Here is a 26,571-nt window from a genome sequence, read left to right on the forward strand (position 1 = left end):
GCCGAGGCTCAGTGGTCGGCGCTGGCGCGCTGCCATGCAGCGATTTCGCTCAGAATGCCTTCCGAGGTCAGGCCGAGATTCGCCAGCAGCGAGTCGGGCTTGTCGTGAGGGAGATAGGCGGAGGGGACGCCGAGGACTCGAACCGATGGGCCGCCGGTGGGGGCAAGATCGCGTAGGGCATCCGCGATTGCGGATCCCACACCGCCGTCGCGCAATCCGTCTTCGATCGTGATGACGAGACGGTGGCGTGCGGCGTCGGTCAACATGTCGGCGTCGAGCGGCTTGACGACACGGGGGTCCCAGACGGTGACCTCATGGCCGTCGCGGGCGAGCAGATCGGCAGCCTCGACGCTTCGAGACAACATTTTGCCGACCCCGATGATGCAGATCTCGTCACCGGAACGGACACGGCGAGCGTTCAGACCGCTTCCGACCGCCACGTCCTCGCCTTCGGGGGGCATCGTCTTGGGGAAACGAATCGCGGCCGGGCCGTCGGTGCACAATTCGAATGCGTCTTCGAGCATCCGGCCGACCTCGGCGGCGGAGGACGGAGCGAACACCGTCATGTTGGGCACCTTGGTGAGCAGCACCATGTCCAACACACCGTGGTGACTCGCGCCGTCGTCTCCGGTGATGCCGGCGCGGTCGAGAACGAACACCACGGGTTGACCGTGGAGGCCGACGTCTAGATTCACCTGATCGAAGGCTCTGGTGAGAAACGTCGAGTACACGGCGAACACCGGCCGCAGCCCGCCCATCGCCATGCCGGCAGCAGCGGTCACCGCGTGCTGTTCGGCGATGCCGACGTCGATGAGGCGTTCGGGGAACTTCTCGCCGAAGGGCAACAGGCCGGTCGAGTCAGGCATCGCCGCGGTGATGGCGACGAGTTCGGGACGCTTCGCGCCCTGCTCCAACATCGCGTCGCGAAATGCAGCCGTATAGGAGCCGTCTTTCACCGCGCCCATATCGTGCATGTGCTTGATCGTGTCGTTCTCGGCCGGGGCGTAACCGCGCCCTTTCTGGGTGCGCACGTGCAACACGACGGGGCCGTCGATTTCGGTGGCGTTGGCGAACGCCTTTTCGAGACCAGCGATGTCGTGGCCGTCGAAGGGCCCGAGGTACTTGACCCCGAGGTCCTCGAAGAACGCCGGCGGTTCGAGCATTTCGCGGACGGCCGCCTTGGCGCCGCCGACGCCCTTTTCGATGTATCCGCCGACCATGGGGAGATCGCCGAGCATCCGCTCAACCCGGGCCTGCTGGCGCCGGTACACGGGGTTCGATCGGAGCCGCGACAGCGACTCGCCGAGGCGTGACACGGTCGGCGCGTAGCTGCGCCCGTTGTCGTTGAGCACGATGATGACCTTGCGGCCCGAATGCCCGAGATTGTTCAAGCCCTCATAGGCCATACCGCCGGTCATCGAGCCATCGCCGATGACCGCGACGATGTGTCGCATCGGGTCGCCGGAGAGGTGTTGTGCCGTCGCCAGTCCGTGGGCGTAGGACAACACCGTCGACGCGTGGGAGTTCTCGATCCAGTCGTGTGGCGACTCGGCTCGCGACGGGTATCCGGAGATTCCGCCGGGTTGACGAATGTTCGCAAACTCGGCCCGTCGGCCGGTCACGATCTTGTGGACGTACGCCTGATGGCCGGTATCCCACAACAAGATGTCGTTCGGGAAGTCGAAGGCTCGGTGTAGGGCAATGGTCAACTCGACGGCTCCGAGGTTGGAGCCGAGGTGCCCGCCGACCCGGGTCGCCGTCTCGACGACGAGTTCCCGGATTTCGGAACAGAGTGTGGCGAGTGACGCAGCATCGAGACGGCGAAGATCGGCCGGCCCGTCGATCGTGTCGAGAAGCATCAGGAGAGGAATCCTCCGCGTTGAGGCAGTGGAATCAATCTAGGTCCCGGCCTGAGGCGGTGCGACATCGTGGCGGTGTGAATGATGTGAATGATGCGAGAGCACCTCGGCCTCCGCCTCGGCGAGCGCCTCGTCGTCGTCGCCCACCCGGTGGCCCATCGCGAACGACGGGGCGCCGAGGGAACTGGTGACGATGGTGATGAGGTAGAAGGTCAGCCCCAGGGTGATGCACAACGCCGGTTCGGCTCCGACCGCACCGAAGAACGACACGAACATCGACTCCCGGATTCCGAGACCGCCGAGGCCGATCGGCAGATTCTGTGCGATCGCGACGGCGGGGAAGAACACCAGCACCACGCCGAATTCGATCTCCTTGATTCCGATGCCGTGGCCGGCGAACCACAACGCCAGGCATTGGAGGAACTGAAACGCCAGACCGATGGCGATGACCTCGATCGCCTCTGCTGGCCGGCGTCGAAGGGCGTCGATGCCGACGTGGATGGCGATCAGGAACCGTCGCCATCCGACGGCGTCGTCGGCGAACTTCGCGAACCGTCGGTTGGAAGCGATCAACAGGACCGCGCTGAGCGCGACCAGGGTGCCCACGGCGATGGCCACCGCGACCGTCGTCTGGTGCCCGAGGTCGCGTAACTCCCGCTGATACGAAAGTGCCACCAGGGTGATGATGGGCAACACGAACCAACCGGTCAGGCGGTCGATGGTGACCGAAGCGAACGCCGTCGGTCGGTCTTCGAGCCGCTTGCCGAGCCGCGCCACTCGGATCACGTCGCCGCCGAATGCCGACGGCAAGACGTTGGAGACGAACTGTCCGGCGAGGAAAATATTGAGCATCCGCTTGTACGACGGTGGTGTCGTCATCGCTGCGAGCACCCGTTGCCAGCGAAGTGTCGACAACGCGAACGCGCTCAACATCGCCAGCCCGGCACCCGCCATCCACAGCGGCGAAGCGCGGGTCCATCGCGGCCCGAGGTCCCCCCACTTCACATCGGGAAGACGCCAGATGAGCACGGCGATCATGACCGCGCTGAGCAGGATTCGAAGCGGGACGCTGTGAAGTATCGACCGCCGTGGGGGAGTGAGCTCAGGTTCGATCCGCACAGTATTTCATCTGGGTCGACGCTTCGGGGTGTACCGCGGTGCGGACTCGGCGACCGGCGGTACCGTGTGCGGTCATGGAACAGCGACAGGTGAGCCTGCAAGCGGGGGAGTTCGTGTTTCTGGAGGCAGGTGCCGGTGGGCGCCCGTTGATGTTGGTGCACGGATTCACCGGCTCCAAGGAAGACTTCGCCGACGAACTCGATCGGCTGGCCGCCGACGGGTTTCACGCGATCGCCCCCGAACTCCGCGGCCACGGTGACAGCGTCTGGTTCGACGACGAGTCGGCGTACTCGCTCGAGGCGTATACGGCGGACATGTGGGAGCTCGTCGACCGTCTCGGATGGCAACGGTTCTCGCTGCTCGGCCATTCGATGGGCGGCATGATCGCGCAGATGATGGCCATCTCCGCGCCCGAACGTCTTGAGGCGCTCGTGTTGATGGACACACACCACGGGAGCATCACCGGCATCGATGAGGAGTTGCTCGATGCTGCGCTCGACGTGGTGCGTCATCAGGGGCTGGGCGTGCTCCACGAACTGCTCAAGTTCGGCGCCGACCCGGCCCAGAACCCGGCGTTCGAACGGACCTGCGCCGAGAGACCGGGCTATCGGGAGTGGGCCGAGAACAAGATGTTGAATACGTCGCCTGCGATGTACGCGGCGATGATTCGGCAACTACCGACGGTGGTGGATCGGCTCGATGAACTCGAGGGGTTGTTCGTCCCGACCCTGGTCATGGTCGGCGAACTCGACGTCGGGTTTGTGGAACCGTCGAAGCGACTCTCCGAGCGAATCCCGAACGCGCGCCTCGATGTGTTGGCCGACGGCGGTCATTGCCCACAATTCGAGGCGACCGAGGCGTGGCGCGCTTCGTTGTCGGAGTTCCTGACAGCGGTGGTGAGCGGAACGGACGCCGTTGTCGTCGATCTGTGAGCGAGCCTACGAGCGAACGGCGGGTAGCGCCGGGGTGTCGCGCCAAGCCACGACTTTGATCCGCTCGGGAGGGGTTGGGAGGTGCGGGTTGGCATCGACCGAAACCGGGCACGGACCCGTTGAGCGGGCACGATAGGGCGAAAGCCCCACCCACGTTGCCTCTGGCGAGGATGGTCGGCTGGCCGGGGTGCACACCGCCAGGCCTGCCACCGCAGCGACGATACCGATCGTCGTCGCGATCCAGCCGTGCCCGCCGCCGAGTCCGGCCGACTCGATCACCATCGCACCGATACCGATTGTCAGGCAGATGGCACCGGCCAGTGTCATGCACCACGCGGCCACCTCGACTGCCGAGCGGGTTCCGGTGGGGTGAGTCGTATGGCGAGTGGGGGAGTTCACCTGCCGGGTATCGACGTGGTCCGTTGTCCACCTGAGAAATCTCCGGCGAACGTCAACCCGTCGCTACCGGCACTTCTCCATGAAATGGTCGACTTCGACGACCACCCGGGTGATCCGTCCTGCGGCGATCAGGCCCCGGGAATCCTTCGCAGCGACGCTGAAATGCAGACGTCGTCCGTCGATCTTGTCGAGGTGTGCTTCGGCGGCGATCGTATCGCCGACTCCAACCGGTCGAAGGTGGTCGACCTGCACCGAAAGCCCGACGGTGGTGCTGCCGGCATCGACCCGGTCGCCGAGCGCGGCCACGCAAGTCTGTTCGAAAAGCGCGATCAGTCGTGGGGTGGCGAGGACCTCGACGCTGCCCGAGCGCATCGCGACAGCGGTGTCCGCGTCGGAAATCACCAGTTCGATGGTGGCCTCGAGGCCGGTGTCCAAACTCACGCTCGATACCATAAGGAGTCGAACGGCGAAGGGCCAAGTGCCTGCCTCGAAATGCTCGAACGGAGAGGTCGATGATCGACGAGACAACCCTGCAGCGTGTGCTCGCAGTCGCTGCAAGCGGAGGTGCTGATTTCGCGGAGGTGTTCGCCGAAGACAAGCGATCCTCGAGCGCGGTGCTCGACGACGGCAAGGTTGAGGAGCTGACCTCAGGGCGCGACCGAGGGGCGGGAATCCGGGTGGTGGTGGGCGAATCAACCGGCTTTGCCCACACCGCGGACCTGTCGGAGGCGTCGCTGTTGGAAACCGCGAGAATCGCCGCCGCAGCGGCACGGGGGTCCGGCGGCGGGACAACGGTGGCCGAGTTGGCCCGGGTCGACGTGGCGCGACCCAATGTCGTGGCGATACTGCCCGGCGATGTGGCCAAGGCGCGAAAGGTCGAGTTGCTGACCCGGGCGAACGAGGCAGCGCGTTCGCAGGGCGCTGCGATCACGCAGGTGATGGCGCGGTACTCGGATTCGCGACGTCGAATCCTGGTGGCCAACACCGACGGCGTCCTCGGCGAGGACGATCAGGTGAAGACCGTGTTCACCGTCGGTACCGTCGCGTCTGGGGACACCGGGATGCAGACCGGTCGCCAGACCGTGGGCCACACGGTCGGCTTCGAACTGTTCGATCAGATCGATGTTGAGGAGATGGGGCGTCTAGCGGCCCTACAGGCGATTACCAAACTCGCCGCCCGCCCGGCGCCGAGTGGTCAGATGACCGTCGTGATCGGTTCGGGCGGCGGAGGCGTGATGTTCCACGAGGCCTGTGGCCACGGACTCGAGGCCGACCTGGTCGCAAAGGGTGCGTCGGTGTTCGCCGGTCGAGTCGGTGAACAGGTCGCGTCGCCGTTGGTCACGCTGGTCGACGATGCCACGATGGGGGGCGAATGGGGGTGCTTCGCCATCGACGATGAAGGTCGCCCTGCCCAACGCAACGTGCTCATCAAAGACGGCGTGCTCGTCGACTACATGTGGGACGGACTCCGGGCCCGTCAGGCCGGACGTGCAAGTTCCGGCAACGGCCGGCGCCAGAGCTACCAACACCTGCCGATGGTGCGGATGACCAACACCTACCTGATCGGTGGAACCGACGACAAGGCTTCGATCGTCGCCGACACCGAGTCCGGGGTGTACATCGCTCACCTCGGAGGCGGACAGGTGAACACGGCGACCGGGGACTTTGTCTTCGGCATGACCGAGGCGTACCTCATTGAAAATGGCGAGATCACCGAACCGTTGCGCGAAGGCAGCCTCATCGGCAACGGTCCCGAAGTCCTGCGCAATATCGACGCGGTGGCCAACGACTTCGAGATGGGGCCGCCAGGCACATGCGGTAAGGACGGTCAGGGCGTTCCGGTGGGCGACGGGGTTCCGACGATGCGGGTGCACGGCCTCACCATCGGAGGCACCGCCGCCTGACCCCCGGCCCGTTCTCCGATAACCAGTGGTCGTGATCACGACCACTGGTTATCGGAGAACGAGCAGACGGGGTGCGGTTGCCGGTTTCAGCCGGCGATGATGACGCCGGCCGCCGTTGCGAACACGACTCCGAAACCGAACACCATCTGGAAAATGCCGGTGATCTTCGGCGGACGGGGAGTTGCGCCGCTTGCCAGGATTCGCTGTACAACGATCACCACCGCCACCGCGACCGCTCCGGCGCTCAACGCGGTATCGACGACGACGGCGATCGCGGCGAGCGCGAGCGCAGTGACGTCTCCGATGAGGACGGATCGGGCAGCGTCCCCGCGGCCGTGAAGCCGGGCGATCTGTGCCCGAACCGACGGGATCGAGGTCGCGGTCCGGGCGACGAGAACCAGCCACGCCCCGATGGCGATGGTCGCCGACCCGCCGTCGGCCAACACGATCATCGCGACGACGGAGCACACTGCGGCCGCGCCCGCTAGTTCGGGCACCATGCGTCGACCGCGGGATCGGATGTCGTAGTACAACTCGATGCCGGCGAGTGGCGCGGCGACCAGACCGGGCCACCAGAACCACGGTTCGGCGAGGGCGACGGCCGCGATCGCGAGCAGGGCGAGAGCGGTGAGTTCGGCGATCGCGACCTGCCAAGCCCGTCGGGTTCGGGCAAGCATGCGGTTGCGCCGACGATCGACGAGGGCCAGTTTGAGGGGGGTGCGGGCCAAGAAGGCGAGCACCGCTGCGAGGGCGAGGCACAACCCCGAGAGGCTCGGGGCGATCATCAGCCCGAGAATGCCCGGTTCGACGGTGATTCCCCAACCGCCGTGTTCGGTCGGCATGGCGACGGAACGCAGCGCGCTGCGTTGCTGAGGTGCGGCGGTATCCACGGTGCTCACGGTACCGACCCGTGGTGATGGCTGTGGTCGTGGCTGTGGCCAGCGGAGTTGCGTCGCTCTACCCAGTAGCGCTCGGGTTCGCCGATCACGGTGATGGCCCGCTCCGGGCATGCTGATGCGCCTCGCCAAGCCTGCTCGGCGAGTTCGGGCGGAACCCCCAAGCGATGCACCGCGATGTATCCCTCGTCATCGAGCAGGTACACGTCGGGGGCAAATCGTTGGCAGTTGCCATAGCCCATGCACAGACCAGGGTGGGTTTTCACCCGCACGCCTTCGCCGGGGTCGATTTGGTCGTCACCTGTTACCTCAAGTCCCATACTGAGCGACTATACGATTCCGGTCCTCTGTGCGCAACGTCGCTCGGGCGCACTCATCGTAGATATATCGTGCTACGATCATATCGTGACCCGATATGAAACCCTGGCATCGCACCTGCGCGGCGACGAACTCGAGGACGGTGATTTCGAATCGCTGCTGGCCTTTCGGGACGGGCTCCGTCAGTTCCTGAACTGGAGCGAGCAGCAGGCCAAGGGTGCCGGAATCACCGCTGCGCAGCACCAGCTGTTGTTGGCGGTGCGCGGGCATCGCGGGGCGGCGAGCGTGTCGGACATCGCGGGCCACCTGTTGTTACGCCACCACAGCGTGGTGGAACTGCTCGACCGGGCGACGGCTGCCGACCTGGTCGAACGGGTCGACGACCTGCACGACCAGCGAGTGGTGCGGGTGCGGTTGACTCCGAACGGGGAGGCGGTGCTTCGCAGACTCACGGCCGCGCATTTCGAAGAACTGTCGCGAATCGGTGACCAACTCACGAGCTTGTGGAGCCGCCTCCCGTCCATGTCGCCGAGTCGGGACGGCGACCGAGAACCTAACGAAAGCAGGAACTGACATGACGACCCTTCAGCACGGAAGCGACGACGGCTTCGATGACCCATCGCTGCGTGAGATCACGTGGAACCCCGACGCCGGCGTTGAACATCGCATCAGCCACAACGCGATCGTCGGGGTGATCTCAGGATTCGTGTTTGTGTTCGTTCTCGTCGGCGTGGGAAGCCTCGCGGTGGGTCTGAAAACTCAGGCGGCGCTCAGCCTCGGGCTGTTCAGCGGATTCTGGTCCGGCACGATGCTCGGGGCGATGGTGACGGCGAACGCCGTGTATCAGCGGGCCTCATCGGAACTTCACCATCGCGAGTCCGGCGACCCGACCCGATATTGAGCCGCGCGTCGGCGGTCGACTAGGCGGTGGCGTCGTTGTCGGCTACCCTGAAATCCAAATCTGACGGTCCGTCAGATTTTGCCCATCCGAACGTAGAGGGGTAGCGGCATGACCACCACGGAATCACGTCCCGTCGAGGCGGACGGTCAAAAGACCATCCCACGAATCATCAGTGTCGACGACCACGTCGTCGAACCACCCCACGTCTGGGAGACCTGGCTGCCGGCGAAGTATCGCGACCGCGGTCCGAAGGTCGAACGACGTGGCATCGGCACGATGAAACACATCGGTGGCGGTGCCTACGAACAGACCTTCGACCCCGACGGTCCTCCGGCCGATTGCTGGGTTTTTGAAGACCTCGTCTACATCCACAAGCGTCACGTCGCCGCGGTCGGCTACTCGCGCGACGAGATGACGATGACGCCGATGACCTATGACGAGATGCGGCCGGGGTGCTACGACCCCGTCGCACGCATCGCGGACAACGACATGAACCATGTCGATGCGTCGCTGTGCTTTCCCAGTTTCCCCCGCTTTTGCGGTCAGGCCTTCACCGAAGCGAAGGATCGCGAACTCGGCGAGGCGTGCGTGTACGCCTACAACGACTGGATGGTCGAGGAGTGGTGCGGCGACTCCGACGGCAAGTTGATCCCGTTGATCATCGTGCCGCTGTGGGATGCCGACTTGGCGGCAGCCGAGGTGCGCCGGAACGCGGCCCGCGGCGTGCACGCGGTGGCATTTTCCGAGATCCCTCCGCACCTCGGTCTCCCGTCGATCCACTCCGGGTTCTGGGATCCGTTCTTCCGTGCGTGCGAAGAGACCAAGACCACGATCAACATGCACATCGGTTCGTCGTCGCGCATGCCGGCGACATCGCCCGACGCTCCGGTCGCGGTGGCGGCGTCGCTGAGTTTCAACAACTCGATGGCGTCGCTGTGCGACTTCTTGTTCTCCGGAACCTTCGTGCGCTTCCCGGACCTGAAGATCGCCTACTCCGAGGGGCAGATCGGATGGCTCCCCTACATCCTCGAGCGTGTCGATGACGTGTGGAGTGAGCACCGTGCGTGGGGCGGTGTTGCGGACATCCTTCCGAATCCGCCGTCGAGCTACTACTACAGCAACGTGTTCGGCTGTTTCTTCCGGGACAACCACGGCCTGGAAAGCCTGCATCGGATCGGGGTCGACAACGTGACCTTCGAGACCGACTACCCCCACACCGACACGACGTGGCCGAATACCCTCGAAGTGGCCACGAAGATGATGGGCCACCTGCCGGAGGACGTTCAGTACAAGATCCTTCGTGGTAACGCGATTCGGATGCTGCACCTCGATATCGACTGACAACCCGGCCCAAGGCCGAGTGCCGAAGCCTCAACCGAACAACCATGACCGACGTCTCGCAACCGCGGGACGTCGGTCCCTTTTTGCAGAGCGATCTGTTTCCTAGCGTGAGATCGAGCGAGATTCGCTCCATTGGATTTGTAAGAGGTCGCGCGGATAGATCGGGGTGTGCGCTGCGAAGCGCCGTGTCTCGCCCGACAGTGTTGGTGGTCCACCGGTTGGAAGGTTGCCCGTGATGAAATCGCGGGTGCACCAACCCAACCAAACCGGAGGACCCCACCAGTATGCGCGCTCTGGACCGCGAAGTCATCGATGCCGTCTGGAAGAGTTTCGAACCGCTCCTTCCCGAACACGTCGACAACCATCCCAAAGGCGGCCACCGGCCCCGCACCCCAGACCGAATCGTGTTCCACCTGATCCTGGTCCGCCTCGTTTGTGGCTGCTCATGGGTCGACGCCGAAGCGCTTTGCGGCTGGCAAGTTTCCGACACCACCGCCCGAGCACGGTTCAAACTATGGGTCTGCCACGACGTGTTCCGACGAGCGTTCGAACACGCCCTCGACGCCTATGACCGCATCATCGGCTTGGACCTCAGCGAAGTAGCTGTTGACGGCTCCCTCCACAAAGCCCCCCAAGGCGGCGACGGCACCGGCCCCAACCCCACCGACCGGGGACGCTCCGGCTGGAAATGGTCCATCGGTACCGACCGCAACGGGATACCGGTCGGCTGGGCGACCGACGGCGCCAACCGTCACGACATTCCACTATTGGCCCCCACGTTGGACTCGATCGCTGGCCGACACCTCCTCGCCGACATCGACACGATCCACCTTGACCGCGGTTATGACGCCAACACCGTTCGAGCGACCCTGGCCGGCTACGGGCTTGACGACGCGGTCATCGCGAAACGACGCAAACCAGGCGACCCGCCCCACACCAAAGTCGGTCTCGGCCTGCGTTGGCCTGTCGAACGCACCAACTCCTGGCTGGTCAACTACGGCCAACTCCGCCGAAACACCGACCGCAAACGCGCCCACCGCGAAGCCCAACTCGCGTTAGCGATCGTGTTCATCCTCGCCGCCAAACTGATCGACTGGCGCAACCGCTGGGACCCACCAACCTGATCTACCCGCGCATCCTCTAAGGAGACACGATGTCTGGCGAACCAGAGATCCGACTGACCCGACGGACCATCGATCGCTTGTTGATCGGGGTGGGTGCACTCTTGACGGTGGTGCTGATCGTCGCCGGCGCGTTGCTGACGTGGGGCGCCAATTTCTCGAATGACTACGTTCGTGATGAACTCGCTTCACAAAACGTCTTCTTTCCCGATGCGGATGCATTGAAGGCGGAAGGACGTGACGACCTGCTGGAGTTCGCTGGCCTGCAGGTCACCACCGGTTCTCACGCCGAGCGCTACGCCAGCTATATCCAGGGCCACCTTGACGGTATGGCCGATGGCAAGACCTACAGCCAGATCGAGGACCGCGCGGCAAGGGCTGCGGTGCAAGAAGCGATCGAGAACGGCGAGGACGAGGCGGTGATTGACGAATTGCAGGCCGAGGCCGACCGTCTGACGTCACTGCGCGACAGCTTGTTCAAGGGCGAGACGCTTCGTGGCCTGTTGTTGACGAGTTACGCGTGGGCGACGATCGGTCAGATCGCGGCGATCGCGGCCTGGGTTGCCTTTGGTGCAGCGTTGCTGATGGCGGTGCTCGTGATCGCCGGCCTCGCGCACATCCGCAAAGCCGAGTGAATCGGACAGAACCAAGCACGCGTTCGCTTCATCCGACCCCGGACTCAAGCGCTGTCTCCTCGGCAGCGACGGGTTCGGGGTCGGCCGCGTTCAACGGTGAGTCGACGTCGTCGGAACCGTCGTCCCAATCGATGACCGAGTCCTCTCCATCGACGATCTGAGGCTCGTCGAGTGAGGTGATCTCCGACTCGTATGGGTTCGTCGCTTCGAAGCCCAACAGCTCAGTGACCGTCGCGAACGAATAGCCGCGGTCGATGACCGCTTCGATGATTGCAGGGAGGGCCTCGATCTCGGCGTTGCGGCGCGCCTTCAGTTCCCGGGCGAAGCGCTGCTCTCGGGCGAACGTTCCGCGACCGATCCCATCGTGAAAGCACACGATGGCTCCGGGGTGAAGGGCATCGATGACCAATTTGGTCAGCTTCGCGGTCGTCGTGGGGGCACGGAGCGAACCGCTGATCGACCACAACAACGCGTCGCTGTTGAGCTCGGCGAGAACCCGGCTCGCCCGTCCGACGAGTCGACCGCGCGGCGGACGGAAGTAACGCACGGGAGAGCCGGTCGCTTCCACGACGGCTTGGTGTCCGAGCGCGATCTCGTCGTGAAGCTCGCGAGGCGACAGTCGCGTTTGATCGAGATGGGTCAGGGAATGATTGGCGACCTCGTGGCCGTGGGACACGACGGATTGTGCGAGCGACCGATGTTCGAGCGCGTTGTGTCCCATCATGCAAAACGTCGCACCGACGTCGTAGCGATCGAGCACGGTCAGGACGTGTTCTGTGAACTCCGGATCGGGACCATCGTCGAAGGTGAGCGAGAGGACGTTGGCGTCGGTGCGTGCCGAAAAGATCGTGCGAAACCCTCCGATCGGCAAGCCCATCTCGGTGCTCGGACCTGACGACGCTAGGGCTAAGGCCGCCTCGCGTGCCCGGCTGTGCCCTCGGCGCCGACCGACTTCGTAGGCTCCGTTGAGCCCGCCGAGCGCGATCGCCGAAGCACTCGCCCGCTTGAGAAATGTTCGTCGTTCGATCCTCATTCGGGCTTGGCGGCATCGAAGTCGAGGACGTCGCGTTCGAACATTCGAAGATGTTCCCAGCCCCGTTTCGGCGGGATCCCGCCGACCATCGGGTGGAGGAGGGCCAGCGAAAACGGCCCGGCCGCCTCCAATTCGTCGCGCCACTGATCCGGTGTCAGCACCCGGTACTGGCCAAGGTCCTGAAGGTCCTCCACCGTTTCCACCGGGCGATAGGACGTCGCGACATCGTCGGGTTCGCGCCACTGGCCATAGGCGTTCGTCTCATGGAGAAAGTAGGGGGCGAGTTCCCGCCAGCCGGCGCTGACATCGTCGGCGAGGATGACCACGCTCGTGTCTGCTCCAGAGACGAACGGGCCGGGATCGCGCAGCCCGAGCTGGAGGAGTTCATCACGATAGAACTCCCACAGCGCAGGCTCGGAGGGGATGAACCCGACGCCGAGGCGTGCTGCCCGACGTGCCGCAGCCTCGCTGCTGCCTCCCATCGTGAGACCAGGCCCTCGCTTCGACTCCGGCGTTGGGGTGACACGCACGGTGCGACCTCGGAACTCGAACGGCTCGCCACTCCAGGCCTGTCGAAGGGCGGTGACGGTTTCGGTCATGAGACTGGGGCGCCGGTTCATCGCGACCCCGAACATCTCGAACTCGCCTCGCACGTAGCCCGCGCCGACCGTGAGGTCGAAACGGCCGCCACTGAGGTTGTCGAGCACCGCGCATTGTTCGGCGAGGTGAATCGGATGGTGTAGCGGTGCCGCGATGGCGTTCACCCAAATGCGGGTGGTTCGAGTGCGGGCGATCATCGCCGCCGCCATTGTCAGAGCCGAAGGGAGATAGCCGTCGGGCGAACTGTGATGTTCGGACACACAGATGAACGCCGCCCCACGTTCGTCGGCCCACTGCGCCATCTCGAGCGCCGCCTCATAACGTTCGGTCATCGTCGTATTGGCGAACGCCGGGTTGCGGAGGTCGAAACGGAGGCCGAAGAGCATGTCACAGGGTACCCAGCCCGCCTGTGGCAATCTGTCCGCCATGACTCCCGACGACCTCTTTCAGGTGGCCGACAGCGTGCTCGATGCAGCTCGCGGTGGCGAACAGATCGAAGTGGTGGTCAGCCACGCCCGCGAGACCGAGGTGCGCGCCTACGATGGGGACGTCGAAGCGTTCACCTCGTCGGAGTCTCGCGGTGTCGGTATCCGGGTGGTGCACGACGGGCGACAGGGCTTCGCCTATGCGGGATCGATCGAAGCGGACGTTGTGTTTGAAACGTTGGCCGAGGCGCGCGACAACGCGATGTTTTCGACCGGTGACGAGTTCGTCGGACTCGTGAGCCCCGACGGGGTTGAGGTCGTCGAGATGGATCTTTACGACCCTCGCGTGGCGGCGATGTCCCCGGAGGAGAAGATCGCCTTGGCGATCGAACTCGAACAGCGGGTGCTCGAAGGAGATCCGCGCATCCTCGGCGTCGAGATGGCCGAATACAGCGATTCGATCGACACCGCGGTACTGGCATCCACGACCGGCATTCGAAGCGCCAGTTCGGAGACCGCCAACGCGTTGATCGTCTACAGCCTCGCCGGCGACGACGACGAGGTGACAACGGGGTTCGGGTTTTCGGTGGGTCGTGGGCCCGACGCGCTCGACGCCGAGGCGGCGGCACACCAGGCCGTCGATCGGGCATTGCGGCTGTTGGGGGCCTCGCGGGTCGCGTCTCAGCGGCTCACCGTGGTGTTTGACCCATGGGTCACCGCCCAGTTCCTCGGGGTGATCGGCGAGTCGTTCTCCGGCATCGAGGTGTTTCGCGGCCGGTCGTTTCTGGGCGGTCGGATCGGCGAGAGGATCGCCTCGCCGATGGTCACCCTCGTCGACGACCCAACCGATCGTCGGTGGCCGACGGCGTCGCCGATCGACGATGAGGGGTTGGCGACGCGGCGAAACGTGCTCATCGACGGCGGCGTGTTGAACGGCTTCGTCCACGACGGGTACTCGGCGCGGGCCAACGGGGTCGCGTCGACCGGCTCGGCCGTGCGGGCCGGGTTCAAGTCGACGCCGGCCGCCGGGGTGCAGGCGTTGTCGCTGTTGCCGGGCCCGAGGAGCCGCGAGGACTTGATCGCCTCGGTGGGAGACGGGCTGTACGTCTTCGAGGTTTCCGGCCTGCACTCTGGCGTGAACCCGATTTCAGGCGATTTCTCGACTGGTGTCGAGGGGGTGATGATCCGGGGTGGCGAGTTCGCCGAGCCGGTCAAGGAGGTGACGATCGCCTCGACCCTTCAGCGGATGCTCGGCGATGTGACCGACGTTGCCGATGATGTCACCGCCATGCCCCTCGAGGCGACGGGCGTGACCATCGCGATCGGCGACGTGTCGGTATCGGGCGACTGAGCCTGCGAAGCTGTCCTCATGAGTGTCGCCCCCCATGACCTGCTCGCCATCGCCCGGTCGGTAGCCGAGTCCGCCACCGGTTCCGAACAGATCGACGTCATGGTTGCCCATGGCCGTTCGACGTCGGTGCGGGGGTATGGCGGCGAGATCGAGTCGTTCACCTCCGCCGAGTCCTACGGTGTCGGAATTCGCGTGATCGACGGAGGCCGTCAGGGCTTCGCGGCCGCCGGTTCGCTCGATCGTGAGGTCATTGCGGAGACCCTCGCCGAGGCCCGAGACAACGTGCCCTTCGGTGAGGTCGACGAGTTCTACGGGTTGGCCGAACCCGATGGAGTCGAGGCGACCCACCACGACCAGTGGAATCCCGACATCTTGTCGATCACGGCGGAGACCAAGATCGACATGGTCCTACGCCTCGAACGGGAGGTGCGTGAACGCGACCCGCGTATCAGCGGAGTTCGGGTTGCTGCGTGGGGTGATTCGGCGGGAGAGGTGGCCTACGCAGCCTCGAACGGGGTCGCAGTGGTCGATCGTGGGACGTCGTGTTCTGTGGGGGTTCAGGCGCTGAGTAGCGACGACGGCGAGACCCAGACCGGCCATGGGGGCGACGCGGCCCGGTCGCTGGAGGGCCTCGATCTCGATCGGGTCATCGACGACGCGGTGACACGCGCAACCCGCCTGCTCGGCGCGACGAAACCTCAGAGCGCCAAGCTCACCGTCGTGCTCGAGCCTCGACTGGCCCTCACCCTGTTGGGAATTGTCGCCGACATGTTCGACGGCGAATCGGTGCTCAAGGGGCGTTCGCCCTTTGCGGATCGCCTGGGGGACGTTGTGGCGTCGCCGCTGTTGACGCTCCTCGACGACCCGACCGATGCCCGCTCGATCGCTGCGACGGCCTACGACGGCGAAGGATTGGCATGTCGTCGCAACGTGTTGATCGGCGGCGGTGTGCTCGAGACCTTCCTGCACAACTCCTGCACCGCGAGAAGGGCCGGAACCGTCTCGACCGGTTCGGCGTTGCGCGGTGCCCGGTCGCTGCCCGGAGTCGGTGCGCAGGTCCTGGTGATGGAGCCAGGCCAGCGCAGTTTCGAGGACCTGATCGCGTCGATCGATCACGGTCTCTACGTCAACAGCTTCCAGGGGTTGCACTCCGGGGTGAACCCGGTCTCGGGTGATTTCTCGGTCGGCACCGACGGGCTGATGATCCGCCACGGCGCACTCGCAGAGCCGATCCGCGAAGCGACCATCGCGTCGACCCTGCAGCGCCTGCTGCTCGATATCGTCGAGGTCGGCGCAGACCTGACCTGGACACCGGGTGGTGATGCGGCGGCATCGTTGGTCATCGCGGACGTGTCGCTCGGCGGGCGGTGACGGCGGGACCGGAGGCCCTATTGCCCGGACAGCGCGACGGTGAGAACGCCGCCGAGTTGTGCCGAAATGATCTCGGGGACCCGGACATTGGGCACCGCTGCGACGAGGTGTCGCGGTGAGGTCGACACGATGGCAACCGATCGTGCGACGTTGCGGATGGACCCGCCGGTATCCACCGAATACAGGTCGACGACGTCGTTGACCGTGATCGGCAGGGCCTCGTTGTCGTGGTCGATCGAAACCGCGGTGCGCCCGTCGCCGACTATCGCGGCGAGTTCGGATTCGGCACGGCTCAGGTGGCGTTGGGTGACGATGTCCCCGCGATGAAGGCCGACCCCGACGCGGATGGGGGATCCGGGTGTGGAACCATCTGGGTAGTCGTCGAGGGCGTCGTCGGGCACCGCGGCCTCGGCAACGGCGACGACGGCGATGTCGGCGGGAGACAACGTGTCTCCGGGGTCGACCGCGGCGGTCGCGATGATCACCTGTCGAGTCGCTCGATCGCCGGGGGTGTTCCCAGTCGCAGCGAGGTAGGTGACGATGCCGAGCGCAGCTACTGCCAACCAGTAGAAGACCGCCGATCGGCCGAGTCGGTGGCGTAGCACCGACCAGTTGAAGCGCAGCGAGTCGCGGCGCCGGTGGGCGAACGACCTGGGCATGGAATCCTCCGGGTGTGTCTGGTGGGGAGGACACCGAAGCGGGTGTCGAACGCAGTTGGTCGACCTCGGCGGTCGGACCGGAGGCCGTCGGTCAGACGGCGAACTGTTCCTCGGCGGGCGGTTGATCGGCGGGCACGGTGAGCAGTTCGACCCCATTCGCGGTCACGACCATGGTGTGTTCGAACTGGGCACAGCGCTGACCGGAGATCGTGGCAGCGGTCCAGTCGTCGTCCCACACGTAGAGCGCGGGGTTGCCGAGGGTGATCATCGGCTCGATCGTGAAGGTCATTCCCTCCTCGAGCGCGGTGCGGTAATGCGAGGAGTAGTAGTGGGGAATCTGCAGTGAGGTGTGGAACTGATCTCCGATGCCGTGGCCGATGAACTCCCTCACGACGCCGTAGGGGCCACCGCGAACCGAGGCTTCGATCGCTCGGCCGATTTCGTTGATCCGTGCTCCGGGCTTCACGACGTCGATGCCGGCGTGCATCGCCTTGCGCGTCGCCCGGATGAGTTCGAGGGATGCGTCGTCGACGTCGCCGACGGTGAACGTGCAGTTCGTGTCGCCGTGGACCCCTTCGATGAAACACGTCACGTCGATGTTCACGATGTCGCCGTCGACAAGCTTGCGACTATCGGGGATGCCGTGGCAGATGATCTCGTTCACCGAAGAGCACAACGACTTGGGGAACCCGCGGTAGTTGAGCGGGCTCGGGTAGGCGCCGCGGGCGATCGACGCTTCGTGGCCGATCCGGTCGAGCTCGTCGGTGGTCACCCCCGGCTTCACGGCGTGGCCGACTTCGATGAGCACTTCGGCGGCGACACGGCCAGCGACCCGCATCGCCTCGATCTCCTCGGGGGTTCGCACTGCCCGGCCTTCGCGCGAGTTCGGCTCGCCGGTGAGCGCGTACTCGGGCCGTGGGATCGACGCGGGCACGCTGCGACGTGGGCTCTGCAATCCAGGGGTCACCGGGGGTGACGGTGGAGGCGGCAGGGTGAGGGTGCGGTTCTTGCGGCGTGCCATGGCAGTGAAGAGGCTAGGTCACCGACTCAGTCGGAGGACGACGCGGTACTTCCGCTGCTCGACGACGCAGCGGAAGCGGTTGTCGAAGAGGCGGAGGAATCGCTCGAGGAGGACGAGTCGCTGGTCGAGGAGGACGACGAGCCGGAGCCTGAGCTTGACGAGCCGGAGCGGCTGTCGTTCTTGTAGAACCCCGAGCCCTTGAACGAAATCGACACGTTGGAAAAGACCTTGCGGAGTTCACCCTCGCACTCAGGACATTGCGTGAGCGGGTCGTCTTTGAACGACTGGTGGATTTCGAACTCTTGGCCGCAGGCTCGGCAGCGGTAGTCGTAGGTGGGCATCGGAGGTACTCCTGGACCGCGTTGGCACTCGATTGGGTCGAGTGCCAACGATACCGGTCGCAGCGTGTCACGTCACAACGCCCGACGGTCTGGCGGTCGCGGGTGTGCGCGTATTGGGTCCGATGACTCAGTTGACTCATGCGGCCCGACCCGTACCGTGGGTCCTGTTGTCATTTGACCGACGCTCGTGGCGGGGTCATCTCCGATGACAGCGATGGAGATTGACCTGGTCGCCGGTACGGGTTCTGTGGCCCTGTCGACGGTCCAACGAGCTCGGGGCCTAACCTGGGATCGCACCTTTCGAGGAGTTGAGGGAACCATGAACACCGACAAAGCAGTTCGCAAGGCGGTCATTCCTGCAGCGGGGCTCGGCACCCGGTTCCTGCCGGCCACGAAGGCCCAGCCCAAAGAGATGTTGCCGGTCGTGGACCGACCGTCGATCCAGTACGTGGTGGAAGAAGCGGTCAACGCCGGTATCGACGACATCTTGATCATCACCGGCCGCAACAAGCGCTCGCTCGAGGATCACTTCGACCGCAACTTCGAGTTGGAATACCACCTCCGCGAGAAGGGCAAGGAGAACGAGCTCTCCGAGGTGATCGAGTTGGCGGACCTCGCCGACATCCACTTCGTGCGCCAGGGCGAGCCGCTCGGCCTGGGCCACGCGGTGTCGGTCGCTCGCAAACACGTCGGGGACAACCCGTTCGTGGTGTTGCTCGGCGATGACATCATGCACCGCCGTTCGACGCTGCTCGAAGACATGATCTCCACCTACGAGGCCACAGGGGCGTCGACGGTGGCGCTCATGGAGGTCGAGCCCGCTGCGATTTCCGCATATGGATGTGCGGCCCCTTCGGATCGAAACGGCACGCTGTGCGACATCGTCGACGTGGTCGAAAAGCCCAAAGCCGAAGATGCGCCCTCGAATCTGGCCATCGTCGGGCGGTACCTGTTCACCCCCGGTATCTTCGAAGCACTCGAGCACGTGACCCCGGGCGTCGGCGGTGAGATTCAACTCACCGATGCGATCGGTCTGCTGCTCAAGGAGGAGTCGGTCAAGGGGCAGATCTTCGACAGCGGCCGCTTCGACATCGGGAACAAGATCGACTTCCTGCGGGCGACGGTCGAACTGGCGCTTGAACGCGATGACCTGAGCGGAGAGTTTCGCGAGGTTCTCGGAGAGATCGTCTCCCGGTACGGCATCGGCTGACCAGCGGAATCGGTGAATGCCGGCGATCTCGACATCTTCCGTGAATCGAATCGATCGGTAGTGTGAGCCCATGCCAGAACGGGGACTGACCCATCTCGACCCACTTGGCCGTGCGCGCATGGTCGATGTGGCCCCCAAAGATCCGACTCACCGGCGAGCGATTGCCCGCGGTCGGGTGAACATGTCGGTGGAGACCACCTCGCTTGTCGCTCGCGGCGCGATCTCGAAGGGAGACGTTCTGTCGGTGGCGCGGGTTGCGGGAATTCAGGCCGCGAAACGGGCTTCGGACCTCATCCCGTTGTGTCACCCGCTGCTGGTGGGTGCCGTGCTGGTGAACTTCCGGATCGAGGACACGTTCATCGAGGTGGAGGTCTCGGTCGACACCGTCGACCGAACCGGGGTCGAGATGGAGGCCCTGAGCGCATGTTCGATTGCCTGCCTGACGATCTACGACATGTGCAAGTCCGTCGACCGATCGATGGTGATCGGCGACATCGCGTTGTGGGAGAAGACCGGCGGGCGCTCGGGGAGTTACCGCCGTGAGGGGTCACCTTTCGACGATGACGACCGCCCACATGGCATCTGAGAGCGCTTCATTCGAATTGTGATCTCTCGTGGCGTCTTGTCACGGATTCGTTACAAATCCGTCACACTGGGTGGACCGCCTGGGACGAGATCGCTATGTTTGGGGTATCCCGCTGGTGTCGTTTACGGATGAAGGCACCTAAGGTCCGTAGTACCCCACGTCTCGGTCGTCATCGATCCTTCACATTTCGAAGCTGCGGTTTCGGTGATGGAGCGGCGAACGGGCGAAAGGATGAGTGAACCCAACCGTGTCGACTTGGCTGTTGTTGTTTGGACTTGGCGTTGCATGGGCGGCCGTCTTGGCTCCCGACGTACTTCGTCGCATGTCCACCACGCGCCGTCACGATCCGATGAGTCAGTTCTCCAGCGCCTCGCGGAATCTGTCGAACGTCCACCAGCTCAACACCCGAGATCGGCGTGGCACGATCGATCTTCGCCCGAACGTCGTGCAGGCGGCACCTCGGAGGGTCTCACCTCAGCCGGGTCGAAAGTCTGCACAACAGCAGCGCCGCCAAGACGTTCTCGTCGGGTTGGTCGCGGCGGCGGTGCTGAGTTTCCTCGCCGCAATCAGCATGGGTGGAATCGCGATGGCGTTGCATTTCGTGGTCGACATCGCGCTGGTCGCCTACATCGCAGCGTTGGCCTCGGTCACGAAGCGGGAGCGGGTGCGCGGGCCGGTGGTCGGGTACTCGAACCCTGCGTTGCAGCGCGGGGTCGCAGCGGCCTATGACGATCGGCGCCGTATCGCCCGCTGAGGCTGAGACGATCTCGATTCGCACGGGAATTCCAGCCTCGGCTATCGTTCTCGTGCCCCTGGGGGTGTAGCTCAGCTGGCTAGAGCGCCTCGGTCGCATCGAGGAGGTCGTGGGTTCGACTCCCATCACCTCCACCAGGACGAACAAACCCCGGACCGATGGTCCGGGGTTTGTGCATTGCGGGCGTGATTTCACGACGGCGACACTCAGACCACCAGCGAGTAGCAACACACCGCCACGATCGTGCCGACGGCGAGGCCCGGACCGAATGGGGAGAACCGTCCGGCGTCTTTACCGTGGCGGATCCGTTGGGGGAGTGCGTAGGCCAGGTAGGACACATTGCCGATGAACAGGCCGATAAGGGTGAGACGGATGTCGATCCAGCCGAGGTAGAGGCCCAACAACACGGCGAGGCGGACATCGCCGAAGCCGAGCCCGTTCGGGTTGACCACGTGGAGCACGAACATGACGGCGAAGTAGGCGCCAGCACCGATCAACGCGCTGGTGAGGCTGGAGATGATGCCCATCCAAGCGGCGGTCGCCGTCATCAGCCCCAATCCGACCCCGACGCCGATCCACACGACTCGCTTGGGGATCAACATGGTTCGAAGATCAACCAAGGCTGCGGTGACCAGCACCGGGATCAGCCACAGGTACGGCACGACGATCGCCCGAGCTCCGAACGTGGCCAACATCGCGAGGCAGCCGGCGATGCTTGCGAGCACACCGCCGATCCACGTCGCCGGCAACGCTCGGCCACAGCCGCCGCAGATTCCGAGACGACCGGGAATCGTTTCGGCGAGGGACACCGTGTGGTCGCATCGCTCACACGTCGCCGCCGCGAGTTCGGCGAACTCGTAACCGTCGGAATCGGTGGCTTCGCGATACCGGTGGGCGATCCAGGTTGCGGTGGTCCCGGCGATGAACGCCCACACGACGACGGGGATCAGGGCGATCGTCGAGAACGCATCGATTCCAGTGGTCGCGGCGAGGGGCGCGGTGAGAGATCCGAGAGCAGACACGACTCTCTATCGGCACGGATCGGCCGCGGATGAAGGCAATCAGGCGGCGAGTACCGGTTGGGCGAGGCGAAGGCGCTCGTCATAGCCGTCTTCCCACGGCAGCAACCCGTTGCGATCCGGCCACACGAACTGCGACATGCGATAGCCGTCGGCTCCGAGCAAGGCGGTGGCATCGGGAAACAGGTCGGCGACCTCATCGAGGTCGAGTGGCAACATCGCCGCGCGAAGGTCGTTGTCGAGCAGGCCGACGAAGATGCCATCCGGAATCGTGAGCCCGTTGCTGATCTGGGCATGGATCAGCTCGAGCAGGCCACGCGCCGCCACCGGCTGGAGCCCGAAGATCACGACCTCCGAGGCACCGTAGGAGGGTTCGAATCCGATCGTGTAGGTGTAGCCGGGTGCGGGCGGGTCCGCGCTCGCAGCGACGGGTTCAGCACACCACCCGTTGGTCTCGATCACCCAGGAGATCTTGTCGAGGTGCTCCATGTTGCGGTCGGGAAAGACGTCATCGGTCATTGCCGGCAACCTACTGCCCGGGCGCTATCGGGTGGCGGCGAGGCGCGCCAGTTCGGTGCGATCGAGTTTCTGCATGGCTGTGAGCGGGAGCGAATCGGTGATCACCAGTGCCTCGGGCAGCTTCCACGCAGCGAGTTCGGATGCACCGAACTCGCGCAGCGTCTCCAGCGTCGGTGGGTGGGCCGGATCGCTCGGCCGCACGATGGCGACGCCGATCTCGCCCATCACGGGGTCGGTTCGGGGTGCGATCGCGATCTCCGCGACGAGCGGGTGGTCGCACAAGACGGCCTCCACCTCCGCGGGGGCCACGTTGTAGCCGCCGCGGATGTACATCTCCTTCAGGCGTCCCGACAGGCGAACGAGCCCTGAGTCATCGACCGAGGCGAGGTCGCCGGTGTGAATCCAGCCATCGATCAGTGTGGATGCCGTCGCCTCGGGGTTGCGCCAGTATCGGTCGAACCCGGTCGGGGTCTTGATGCAGAGTTGACCGACGGTCCCGGTGGGCACGGGGAGGTGGTCGTCGCCGATCACCCGGACCTGGACTCCGGGCCGGGCGCGACCGACGGTGCCGAACATCTCCTCCGCGGACGCGTCGAATGCCGTGGCGAGACCGATCCCTCCCGATTCGGTCGAGGAGTAGCGGATCGAGTACTTGGCGCCGAAGCGTTCGGTGGCCTCGCGTACAAGGGCCGAGGGGGAGGCGGCCCCGCCGGCGATGATCGTGTCGACACAGGAGACGTCGATGTCGTCGAGCGCCTGGTGGCGCAACAGCAACGCCAACTGAGGTGCCACCACGCCGAGGCTCCGAATCCGGTACTTGTCGATCAGGCGAAGCACCGGTTCGGGACGCCACTTCGCGAGCACGTGCATGGTCGCGCCGGTGCGCAGATACCACGGAATCTTGGTCATGAATCCGACATGAGCCATCTGGGTCGATACCAACATGTGTCCGCCGCCGTCCCAGCGTTCACGCCAGTCGTTACCCAGGTCGCACGCCATGATCGACTCGAGCTGGCGGTTGCGAAACACTGCCCCCTTGGGCAAGCCGGTGGTTCCTGAGGTGAAGACGATGGCCACCACACGCTCGGAGTCGTCGTCGACCGGCTCCAGCCGGGGAGTGACGGAACCGTCCAGGTCGATCGGCGCGGCGACCACCAGGTCCGGCTGGAGCTGCCTCAGCAACCGTTCGCGCTCCGGTTCGGCGAGCGACGGATTGATCCCCGCGGTAGTGGCGCCGAGCTTCGCCGCGGCCGCGAACGCGAGCAGGTAGTCGATCCCCGACCCGTGGGTGATGGCGACCACCGACCCCTCGCCCACGCCGGCCCGGCGCAGCGAGTGTGCGATCGCATCGGATCGGTGATGCAACTGTGCGTACGTCAGCGTTCGGCCCGTGTCCTCGATGAGGGCCTCACGGTCGCCGAATCGCACTGCAGCCTCAGCGATGATCTCACCGAACACGACCGACATTGTTGTCGTCGGGGCAGGTCGAGGCGAGCCGGTGCTCAGGGGAACGCGACGAAGCGGCCGTTGGCGACGACGCTGACCCGATCGGTCGACGGCAGCAAGGTGGCGAAGCCGTGTGCGAACCCGGGGAGTGGCGTGGGAAGGTCGACGGCGCTGCAGTACTGAAAGACCGCGTACACCGCGGCCTCGTCGTTTCGATTCGGGTTGGTGTAACGGGTGAGCGAGTCGGCGCACATCAGAACGGAACCGGCCCGCATGGCTACGGTGCGCGCGGTCGCGTCACCCCCGCCGGGGGCAACGACGAATGCCCCCGAGGAGTCGGTCACGTCGTCGAGCGCGACGATGCAGGTCAGCAGTTGGCCTGCATCGAGTTCGAAGTACTGGTCGTCGCGGTAACGCGGTCCCACACCGTTGCCCTGCGCGACTTCGAAGTAGGTGGCATTGATGACCCGCGACTCGGGTCCGAGGGCCTGTCGTGCCAGGCTGGCCAACATCAGGTGGCGGCTGAAGCGCACCAGTTTGGAAGTGCGCATGAGTTGGCCCGGAAAATCCGCTCGTAACTCTGCGATGGACTCGAGGTCGAACACATCGTCCAATCGCTCGTAGCCGTCGTGGTTGAACCGGGCGGAGAGTGGCCCGGTCTGGATGGTCCCGCTCATCGACATCGGCTATCACGATAGGGCAATAGGCAATTATCCGGTAGTTCGGGATGGATCCTCGATAATGATGTCGTGATGTCTGAACGCGAACGACTCCTGAGGCTCGACGGCCGGACCGCGGTCATCACGGGTGCTGCGCAGGGAATCGGCGCCGCCACCGCCGCCGGTTTCGCCGATCTGGGCGCCAACCTCGTGCTGGTGGACCGTTCCGGCGAGGTGCTCGACGCGACCGCGACGCTGCTCGATCGTCGAGGCGCCGCGGTGGCGTCGATCGTGGGCGATGTTCGCGATACCGCCGTGGTCGAGGCGACGGTTCAAACCGCGGTCGAGCGCTTTGGTGGTATCGACGTGCTGGTCAACAACGCCGGTGGCGGGTTCCACGCACCCTTTGCCGGAATCAGCGCGAAGGGCGAGGCGGCGCTCATCGCAGAGAATTTCACCCAGGTCACCGACTTCATCCGGCGAAGCCTGCCCCACGTGCCAGAGTCGGGGGCCTCGATCATTAATGTCACCTCGATCGAGGCGCACCGGGCCGGACCGGGATTCTCCATCTATTCGGCGATGAAGGCCGCACTGGAGAACCTCACCAGGACCTTGGCGGTCGAGTTGGCGCCCCGCGGTATCCGCGTGAACTGCATCGCTCCCGACATGATCCCGACCCCCGGAGACGCGGGATTGAGCGAGGAGTCGGCAGCGATGAGCGATGGGCGCTACTACCCGACGCCCCTGGGGACGATGGGGTCGGCCGAGCACGCTGCCAACGTCGCAGCGTTCCTGGCGAGTGAGTTGAGCGCCTTCGTGACCGGAACGACGATTCATCTCGACGGCGGCAACCTCGCGTCGTCGGGTTGGCGGCGGCGTCGCAGCGACGACGCCTGGGTCCTGTAGCGCCTAGGCTTCGGGCCGAACCGGATCAGCCGGTGACCGGAGTGGTCGGGCAGGCCGTGACCACGACCGCGTTGCAACGGACCTGAAGGCCGGTTCCAAAGCCGACCACATACCCCGAGGCCGCGACCTTGGTGGCAGGGAAATCGGTGGAGACGATCTGGGCGCCGGAGGTCAACGCGGCTTCGCGCATCGTGACGTCATTGGAGGGAGCCTGTTCGAGATCGGCGTCGGCTCGGGTGCGCACGATGAGTCCCTCGGCGATCGCATCAGCGATCTCCGAGGTCTCGAAGGGGTCGTTGAGCTTCACGATGGCCCGGTCCGGGTCGCCGGGATCCGCTGCGCTCGTGAAGGCGGCACGTCCTTGCAGGTTCGGCGATCCGGCGAGGTAGGTGTCGTGAACCGAACCTCCGTTGTCGAGGAAGAACACGACCTTGCCGCGACTTTCGCCGACCGTGGGCCATCCGTCGGTGGCGATCGCCTCCGCGAGCGTGGGGTGATCGCCGCGAATCGTGTCGGGGGTGATGAGGTGTTCCTCGTCGAAGACGGAGCGGATTTCAGCGTCGAGCGCGTCGAGTTCGGTGGCGCCGATGGGCAGGGTGGCGGTGAAGTCGAGCGGCGCCGGCAACGTGTCGTCTTTGAGCTCGATCTGGATGAAGATCGGCACGTGGTCGGGGTTGGCATCGGAGAACTCGTGAACCTCGGTGAGGCACTCGACGAAGGTCCAACACGTCGAACGGAAGTCGATGTCGGGTAGGTGCAACACCTTGAACCCGGGCTGGCTCATCGAAGCTGGGAGGCCCGGGTCGCCTTCTCCGAGCAGCGTCGGAGCCATCGGGTGATCGAACAGGTTGCCGTCGGGGTCGGCGAAGACGTCGAGTTCGAAGGCCCGGGTTCCGGTCGCGAGTTGCTGGGGGAGCGGGTCGTGGGTGTAGTCGAGCATCGGGACCCCGGCCACCGCAGAGGCCTGCTCTCCCGCCTGTTCGTCAGGGGTTGCTGCGGCTGCGGAGGTGTTCGGGGAGATGTGGTAGCTGTTGTGGGTTCCGATGTACTGCAGTTCGTTGAGGCGCAGGGCGTCGACCGGGTCGGGCGCGGTGGTCGTCGAAGCCGCGGCGGTCGAGGAGGCCCGCTCGGCATTCGTGCCCGAACCGTCGCTGCATCCGGCGACGACGAGCGCGGCGGCGAGCGCAGCGGCGATGCCGCGGAGACGGGTGAGCCGTGCGGGTCGTTGCATGTCGAGGGTCCGTAG

At 65.1% G+C, this 26,571-nt stretch carries 29 protein-coding genes and 1 tRNA gene; 14 read left to right on the top strand and 16 right to left on the bottom strand.

Going from position 1 to position 26,571, the window contains the following annotated elements; translation table 11 throughout:
• Positions 1-8: 8 nt before the first annotated feature.
• Together dxs and M9952_05375 are read right to left on the bottom strand one after the other, a co-directional pair.
• Positions 9-1,859, bottom strand: a complete 1,851-nt coding sequence (dxs, locus tag M9952_05370) for a 1-deoxy-D-xylulose-5-phosphate synthase (protein ID MCO5312352.1) — start codon at positions 1,857-1,859, stop codon at positions 9-11.
• A gap of 39 nt (positions 1,860-1,898) precedes the next feature.
• On the bottom strand, positions 1,899-2,978 hold the full coding sequence (locus tag M9952_05375; GenBank protein ID MCO5312353.1) for a flippase-like domain-containing protein: 1,080 nt from the start codon (positions 2,976-2,978) through the stop codon (positions 1,899-1,901).
• Between the two features lie 74 nt (positions 2,979-3,052).
• Here M9952_05375 and M9952_05380 point away from each other — a divergent pair, with 74 nt between their 5' ends.
• Positions 3,053-3,910 carry an alpha/beta hydrolase gene (locus M9952_05380; protein MCO5312354.1) on the top strand — a complete coding sequence of 286 codons (858 nt, stop codon included), beginning with the start codon at positions 3,053-3,055 and terminating at the stop codon, positions 3,908-3,910.
• A 6-nt stretch (positions 3,911-3,916) separates the two neighbouring features.
• Here the strand turns inward: M9952_05380 and M9952_05385 are convergent, their stop codons facing one another.
• Both M9952_05385 and M9952_05390 read right to left on the bottom strand, forming a co-directional pair.
• Positions 3,917-4,237, bottom strand: coding sequence for a hypothetical protein (locus M9952_05385; protein MCO5312355.1), 321 nt, complete (start codon positions 4,235-4,237; stop codon positions 3,917-3,919).
• Positions 4,238-4,372: 135 nt separating this feature from the next.
• Entirely contained in the window at positions 4,373-4,750 is a 378-nt protein-coding gene (locus M9952_05390) for a thioesterase (protein MCO5312356.1), read from the bottom strand.
• Between the two features lie 71 nt (positions 4,751-4,821).
• Here M9952_05390 and M9952_05395 point away from each other — a divergent pair, with 71 nt between their 5' ends.
• A complete protein-coding gene (locus M9952_05395; protein ID MCO5312357.1) occupies positions 4,822-6,213 on the top strand; it encodes a TldD/PmbA family protein in 1,392 nt (463 codons plus the stop codon).
• 86 nt (positions 6,214-6,299) lie between these two features.
• On the opposite strand, the gene M9952_05400 is transcribed toward M9952_05395, so the two are convergent.
• Positions 6,300-7,103, bottom strand: a complete 804-nt coding sequence (locus tag M9952_05400; protein ID MCO5312358.1) for a YwiC-like family protein — start codon at positions 7,101-7,103, stop codon at positions 6,300-6,302.
• Positions 7,104-7,108: 5 nt separating this feature from the next.
• Positions 7,109-7,429: a ferredoxin gene (locus M9952_05405; protein ID MCO5312359.1), complete on the bottom strand. Its 321-nt coding sequence runs from the start codon at positions 7,427-7,429 to the stop codon at positions 7,109-7,111.
• Positions 7,430-7,514: 85 nt separating this feature from the next.
• On the opposite strand from M9952_05405, the gene M9952_05410 reads away from it, so the two are divergent.
• From M9952_05410 to M9952_05430, 5 genes are all read left to right on the top strand, one after another.
• Positions 7,515-8,000 carry a MarR family winged helix-turn-helix transcriptional regulator gene (locus tag M9952_05410; protein ID MCO5312360.1) on the top strand — a complete coding sequence of 162 codons (486 nt, stop codon included), beginning with the start codon at positions 7,515-7,517 and terminating at the stop codon, positions 7,998-8,000.
• Between the two features lies 1 nt (position 8,001).
• Positions 8,002-8,328, top strand: coding sequence for a hypothetical protein (locus tag M9952_05415; protein ID MCO5312361.1), 327 nt, complete (start codon positions 8,002-8,004; stop codon positions 8,326-8,328).
• Positions 8,329-8,436: 108 nt separating this feature from the next.
• On the top strand, positions 8,437-9,669 hold the full coding sequence (locus tag M9952_05420; GenBank protein MCO5312362.1) for an amidohydrolase: 1,233 nt from the start codon (positions 8,437-8,439) through the stop codon (positions 9,667-9,669).
• 284 nt (positions 9,670-9,953) lie between these two features.
• A complete protein-coding gene (locus tag M9952_05425) occupies positions 9,954-10,793 on the top strand; it encodes an IS5 family transposase (GenBank protein MCO5312363.1) in 840 nt (279 codons plus the stop codon).
• Between the two features lie 77 nt (positions 10,794-10,870).
• Positions 10,871-11,425 carry a hypothetical protein gene (locus M9952_05430; protein MCO5312364.1) on the top strand — a complete coding sequence of 185 codons (555 nt, stop codon included), beginning with the start codon at positions 10,871-10,873 and terminating at the stop codon, positions 11,423-11,425.
• A gap of 28 nt (positions 11,426-11,453) precedes the next feature.
• Here the strand turns inward: M9952_05430 and M9952_05435 are convergent, their stop codons facing one another.
• Both M9952_05435 and M9952_05440 read right to left on the bottom strand, forming a co-directional pair.
• Positions 11,454-12,458: a polysaccharide deacetylase family protein gene (locus M9952_05435; protein MCO5312365.1), complete on the bottom strand. Its 1,005-nt coding sequence runs from the start codon at positions 12,456-12,458 to the stop codon at positions 11,454-11,456.
• The gene (locus tag M9952_05440; protein ID MCO5312366.1) at positions 12,455-13,444 is read right to left on the bottom strand and encodes an LLM class flavin-dependent oxidoreductase; all 990 of its coding nucleotides are present in this window, start codon (positions 13,442-13,444) and stop codon (positions 12,455-12,457) included. The genes M9952_05435 and M9952_05440 overlap by 4 nt, the downstream gene beginning before the upstream one ends.
• On the opposite strand from M9952_05440, the gene M9952_05445 reads away from it, so the two are divergent.
• Together M9952_05445 and M9952_05450 are read left to right on the top strand one after the other, a co-directional pair.
• A complete protein-coding gene (locus M9952_05445; GenBank protein MCO5312367.1) occupies positions 13,443-14,834 on the top strand; it encodes a TldD/PmbA family protein in 1,392 nt (463 codons plus the stop codon). The genes M9952_05440 and M9952_05445 overlap by 2 nt on opposite strands.
• 18 nt (positions 14,835-14,852) lie before the next feature.
• Positions 14,853-16,205: a TldD/PmbA family protein gene (locus M9952_05450; protein ID MCO5312368.1), complete on the top strand. Its 1,353-nt coding sequence runs from the start codon at positions 14,853-14,855 to the stop codon at positions 16,203-16,205.
• Between the two features lie 17 nt (positions 16,206-16,222).
• Here the strand turns inward: M9952_05450 and M9952_05455 are convergent, their stop codons facing one another.
• The 3 genes from M9952_05455 to M9952_05465 all read right to left on the bottom strand — a co-directional run bounded on the left by M9952_05455 (position 16,223) and on the right by M9952_05465 (position 18,226).
• The gene (locus M9952_05455; GenBank protein ID MCO5312369.1) at positions 16,223-16,864 is read right to left on the bottom strand and encodes a hypothetical protein; all 642 of its coding nucleotides are present in this window, start codon (positions 16,862-16,864) and stop codon (positions 16,223-16,225) included.
• A 91-nt stretch (positions 16,865-16,955) separates the two neighbouring features.
• Positions 16,956-17,885: a type I methionyl aminopeptidase gene (gene map / locus M9952_05460; protein ID MCO5312370.1), complete on the bottom strand. Its 930-nt coding sequence runs from the start codon at positions 17,883-17,885 to the stop codon at positions 16,956-16,958.
• Positions 17,886-17,911: 26 nt separating this feature from the next.
• Positions 17,912-18,226 (bottom strand): FmdB family transcriptional regulator, encoded by a 315-nt coding sequence (locus M9952_05465; protein MCO5312371.1) that lies wholly within the window; start codon positions 18,224-18,226, stop codon positions 17,912-17,914.
• A 319-nt stretch (positions 18,227-18,545) separates the two neighbouring features.
• Between M9952_05465 and galU the strand changes: the two genes are divergently transcribed.
• The 4 genes from galU (at position 18,546) to M9952_05485 (ending at position 20,913) form a co-directional block, all read left to right on the top strand.
• Positions 18,546-19,436, top strand: coding sequence for a UTP--glucose-1-phosphate uridylyltransferase GalU (gene galU / locus M9952_05470; GenBank protein MCO5312372.1), 891 nt, complete (start codon positions 18,546-18,548; stop codon positions 19,434-19,436).
• Between the two features lie 70 nt (positions 19,437-19,506).
• Positions 19,507-20,022, top strand: coding sequence for a cyclic pyranopterin monophosphate synthase MoaC (gene moaC / locus M9952_05475; protein MCO5312373.1), 516 nt, complete (start codon positions 19,507-19,509; stop codon positions 20,020-20,022).
• A gap of 235 nt (positions 20,023-20,257) precedes the next feature.
• Complete coding sequence (locus M9952_05480; GenBank protein ID MCO5312374.1) at positions 20,258-20,776, top strand: hypothetical protein; 519 nt, start codon at positions 20,258-20,260, stop codon at positions 20,774-20,776.
• A 60-nt stretch (positions 20,777-20,836) separates the two neighbouring features.
• Positions 20,837-20,913: transfer RNA gene (locus M9952_05485), tRNA-Ala, on the top strand.
• A 69-nt stretch (positions 20,914-20,982) separates the two neighbouring features.
• Here M9952_05485 and M9952_05490 read toward each other — a convergent pair.
• From M9952_05490 to M9952_05505, 4 genes are read right to left on the bottom strand one after another with little or no spacing between them, the layout of a single operon-like run.
• Positions 20,983-21,798 (bottom strand): A24 family peptidase, encoded by an 816-nt coding sequence (locus tag M9952_05490; protein ID MCO5312375.1) that lies wholly within the window; start codon positions 21,796-21,798, stop codon positions 20,983-20,985.
• Between the two features lie 39 nt (positions 21,799-21,837).
• Entirely contained in the window at positions 21,838-22,314 is a 477-nt protein-coding gene (locus M9952_05495) for a DUF4262 domain-containing protein (protein MCO5312376.1), read from the bottom strand.
• 24 nt (positions 22,315-22,338) lie between these two features.
• The gene (locus tag M9952_05500) at positions 22,339-23,772 is read right to left on the bottom strand and encodes an AMP-binding protein (protein MCO5312377.1); all 1,434 of its coding nucleotides are present in this window, start codon (positions 23,770-23,772) and stop codon (positions 22,339-22,341) included.
• A 44-nt stretch (positions 23,773-23,816) separates the two neighbouring features.
• The gene (locus M9952_05505; protein MCO5312378.1) at positions 23,817-24,437 is read right to left on the bottom strand and encodes a phytanoyl-CoA dioxygenase family protein; all 621 of its coding nucleotides are present in this window, start codon (positions 24,435-24,437) and stop codon (positions 23,817-23,819) included.
• Between the two features lie 75 nt (positions 24,438-24,512).
• Between M9952_05505 and M9952_05510 the strand changes: the two genes are divergently transcribed.
• The gene (locus tag M9952_05510) at positions 24,513-25,325 is read left to right on the top strand and encodes an SDR family oxidoreductase (protein ID MCO5312379.1); all 813 of its coding nucleotides are present in this window, start codon (positions 24,513-24,515) and stop codon (positions 25,323-25,325) included.
• Positions 25,326-25,350: 25 nt separating this feature from the next.
• Here the strand turns inward: M9952_05510 and M9952_05515 are convergent, their stop codons facing one another.
• Complete coding sequence (locus M9952_05515; GenBank protein ID MCO5312380.1) at positions 25,351-26,556, bottom strand: phosphatidylinositol-specific phospholipase C1-like protein; 1,206 nt, start codon at positions 26,554-26,556, stop codon at positions 25,351-25,353.
• Positions 26,557-26,571 lie beyond the last annotated feature (15 nt).

This window comes from Microthrixaceae bacterium (genome assembly GCA_023957975.1).
Classification (GTDB): Bacteria; Actinomycetota; Acidimicrobiia; order Acidimicrobiales; family Microtrichaceae; genus JAMLGM01.

Bases quoted from the DNA above. Each gene is read 5' to 3' on its own strand.
- dxs (MCO5312352.1), bottom strand. From the start codon at position 1,859: ATGCTTCTCGACACGATCGACGGGCCGGCCGATCTTCGCCGTCTCGAT.
- M9952_05380 (MCO5312354.1), top strand. From the start codon at position 3,053: ATGGAACAGCGACAGGTGAGCCTGCAAGCGGGGGAGTTCGTGTTTCTG.
- M9952_05385 (MCO5312355.1), bottom strand. From the start codon at position 4,237: ATGACACTGGCCGGTGCCATCTGCCTGACAATCGGTATCGGTGCGATG.
- M9952_05395 (MCO5312357.1), top strand. From the start codon at position 4,822: ATGATCGACGAGACAACCCTGCAGCGTGTGCTCGCAGTCGCTGCAAGC.
- M9952_05405 (MCO5312359.1), bottom strand. From the start codon at position 7,429: ATGGGACTTGAGGTAACAGGTGACGACCAAATCGACCCCGGCGAAGGC.
- M9952_05415 (MCO5312361.1), top strand. From the start codon at position 8,002: ATGACGACCCTTCAGCACGGAAGCGACGACGGCTTCGATGACCCATCG.
- M9952_05420 (MCO5312362.1), top strand. From the start codon at position 8,437: ATGACCACCACGGAATCACGTCCCGTCGAGGCGGACGGTCAAAAGACC.
- M9952_05425 (MCO5312363.1), top strand. From the start codon at position 9,954: ATGCGCGCTCTGGACCGCGAAGTCATCGATGCCGTCTGGAAGAGTTTC.
- M9952_05435 (MCO5312365.1), bottom strand. From the start codon at position 12,458: ATGAGGATCGAACGACGAACATTTCTCAAGCGGGCGAGTGCTTCGGCG.
- M9952_05445 (MCO5312367.1), top strand. From the start codon at position 13,443: ATGTCACAGGGTACCCAGCCCGCCTGTGGCAATCTGTCCGCCATGACT.
- M9952_05440 (MCO5312366.1), bottom strand. From the start codon at position 13,444: ATGCTCTTCGGCCTCCGTTTCGACCTCCGCAACCCGGCGTTCGCCAAT.
- M9952_05450 (MCO5312368.1), top strand. From the start codon at position 14,853: ATGAGTGTCGCCCCCCATGACCTGCTCGCCATCGCCCGGTCGGTAGCC.
- M9952_05455 (MCO5312369.1), bottom strand. From the start codon at position 16,864: ATGCCCAGGTCGTTCGCCCACCGGCGCCGCGACTCGCTGCGCTTCAAC.
- map (MCO5312370.1), bottom strand. From the start codon at position 17,885: ATGGCACGCCGCAAGAACCGCACCCTCACCCTGCCGCCTCCACCGTCA.
- M9952_05465 (MCO5312371.1), bottom strand. From the start codon at position 18,226: ATGCCCACCTACGACTACCGCTGCCGAGCCTGCGGCCAAGAGTTCGAA.
- galU (MCO5312372.1), top strand. From the start codon at position 18,546: ATGAACACCGACAAAGCAGTTCGCAAGGCGGTCATTCCTGCAGCGGGG.
- moaC (MCO5312373.1), top strand. From the start codon at position 19,507: ATGCCAGAACGGGGACTGACCCATCTCGACCCACTTGGCCGTGCGCGC.
- M9952_05495 (MCO5312376.1), bottom strand. From the start codon at position 22,314: ATGACCGATGACGTCTTTCCCGACCGCAACATGGAGCACCTCGACAAG.
- M9952_05505 (MCO5312378.1), bottom strand. From the start codon at position 24,437: ATGAGCGGGACCATCCAGACCGGGCCACTCTCCGCCCGGTTCAACCAC.
- M9952_05510 (MCO5312379.1), top strand. From the start codon at position 24,513: ATGTCTGAACGCGAACGACTCCTGAGGCTCGACGGCCGGACCGCGGTC.
- M9952_05515 (MCO5312380.1), bottom strand. From the start codon at position 26,556: ATGCAACGACCCGCACGGCTCACCCGTCTCCGCGGCATCGCCGCTGCG.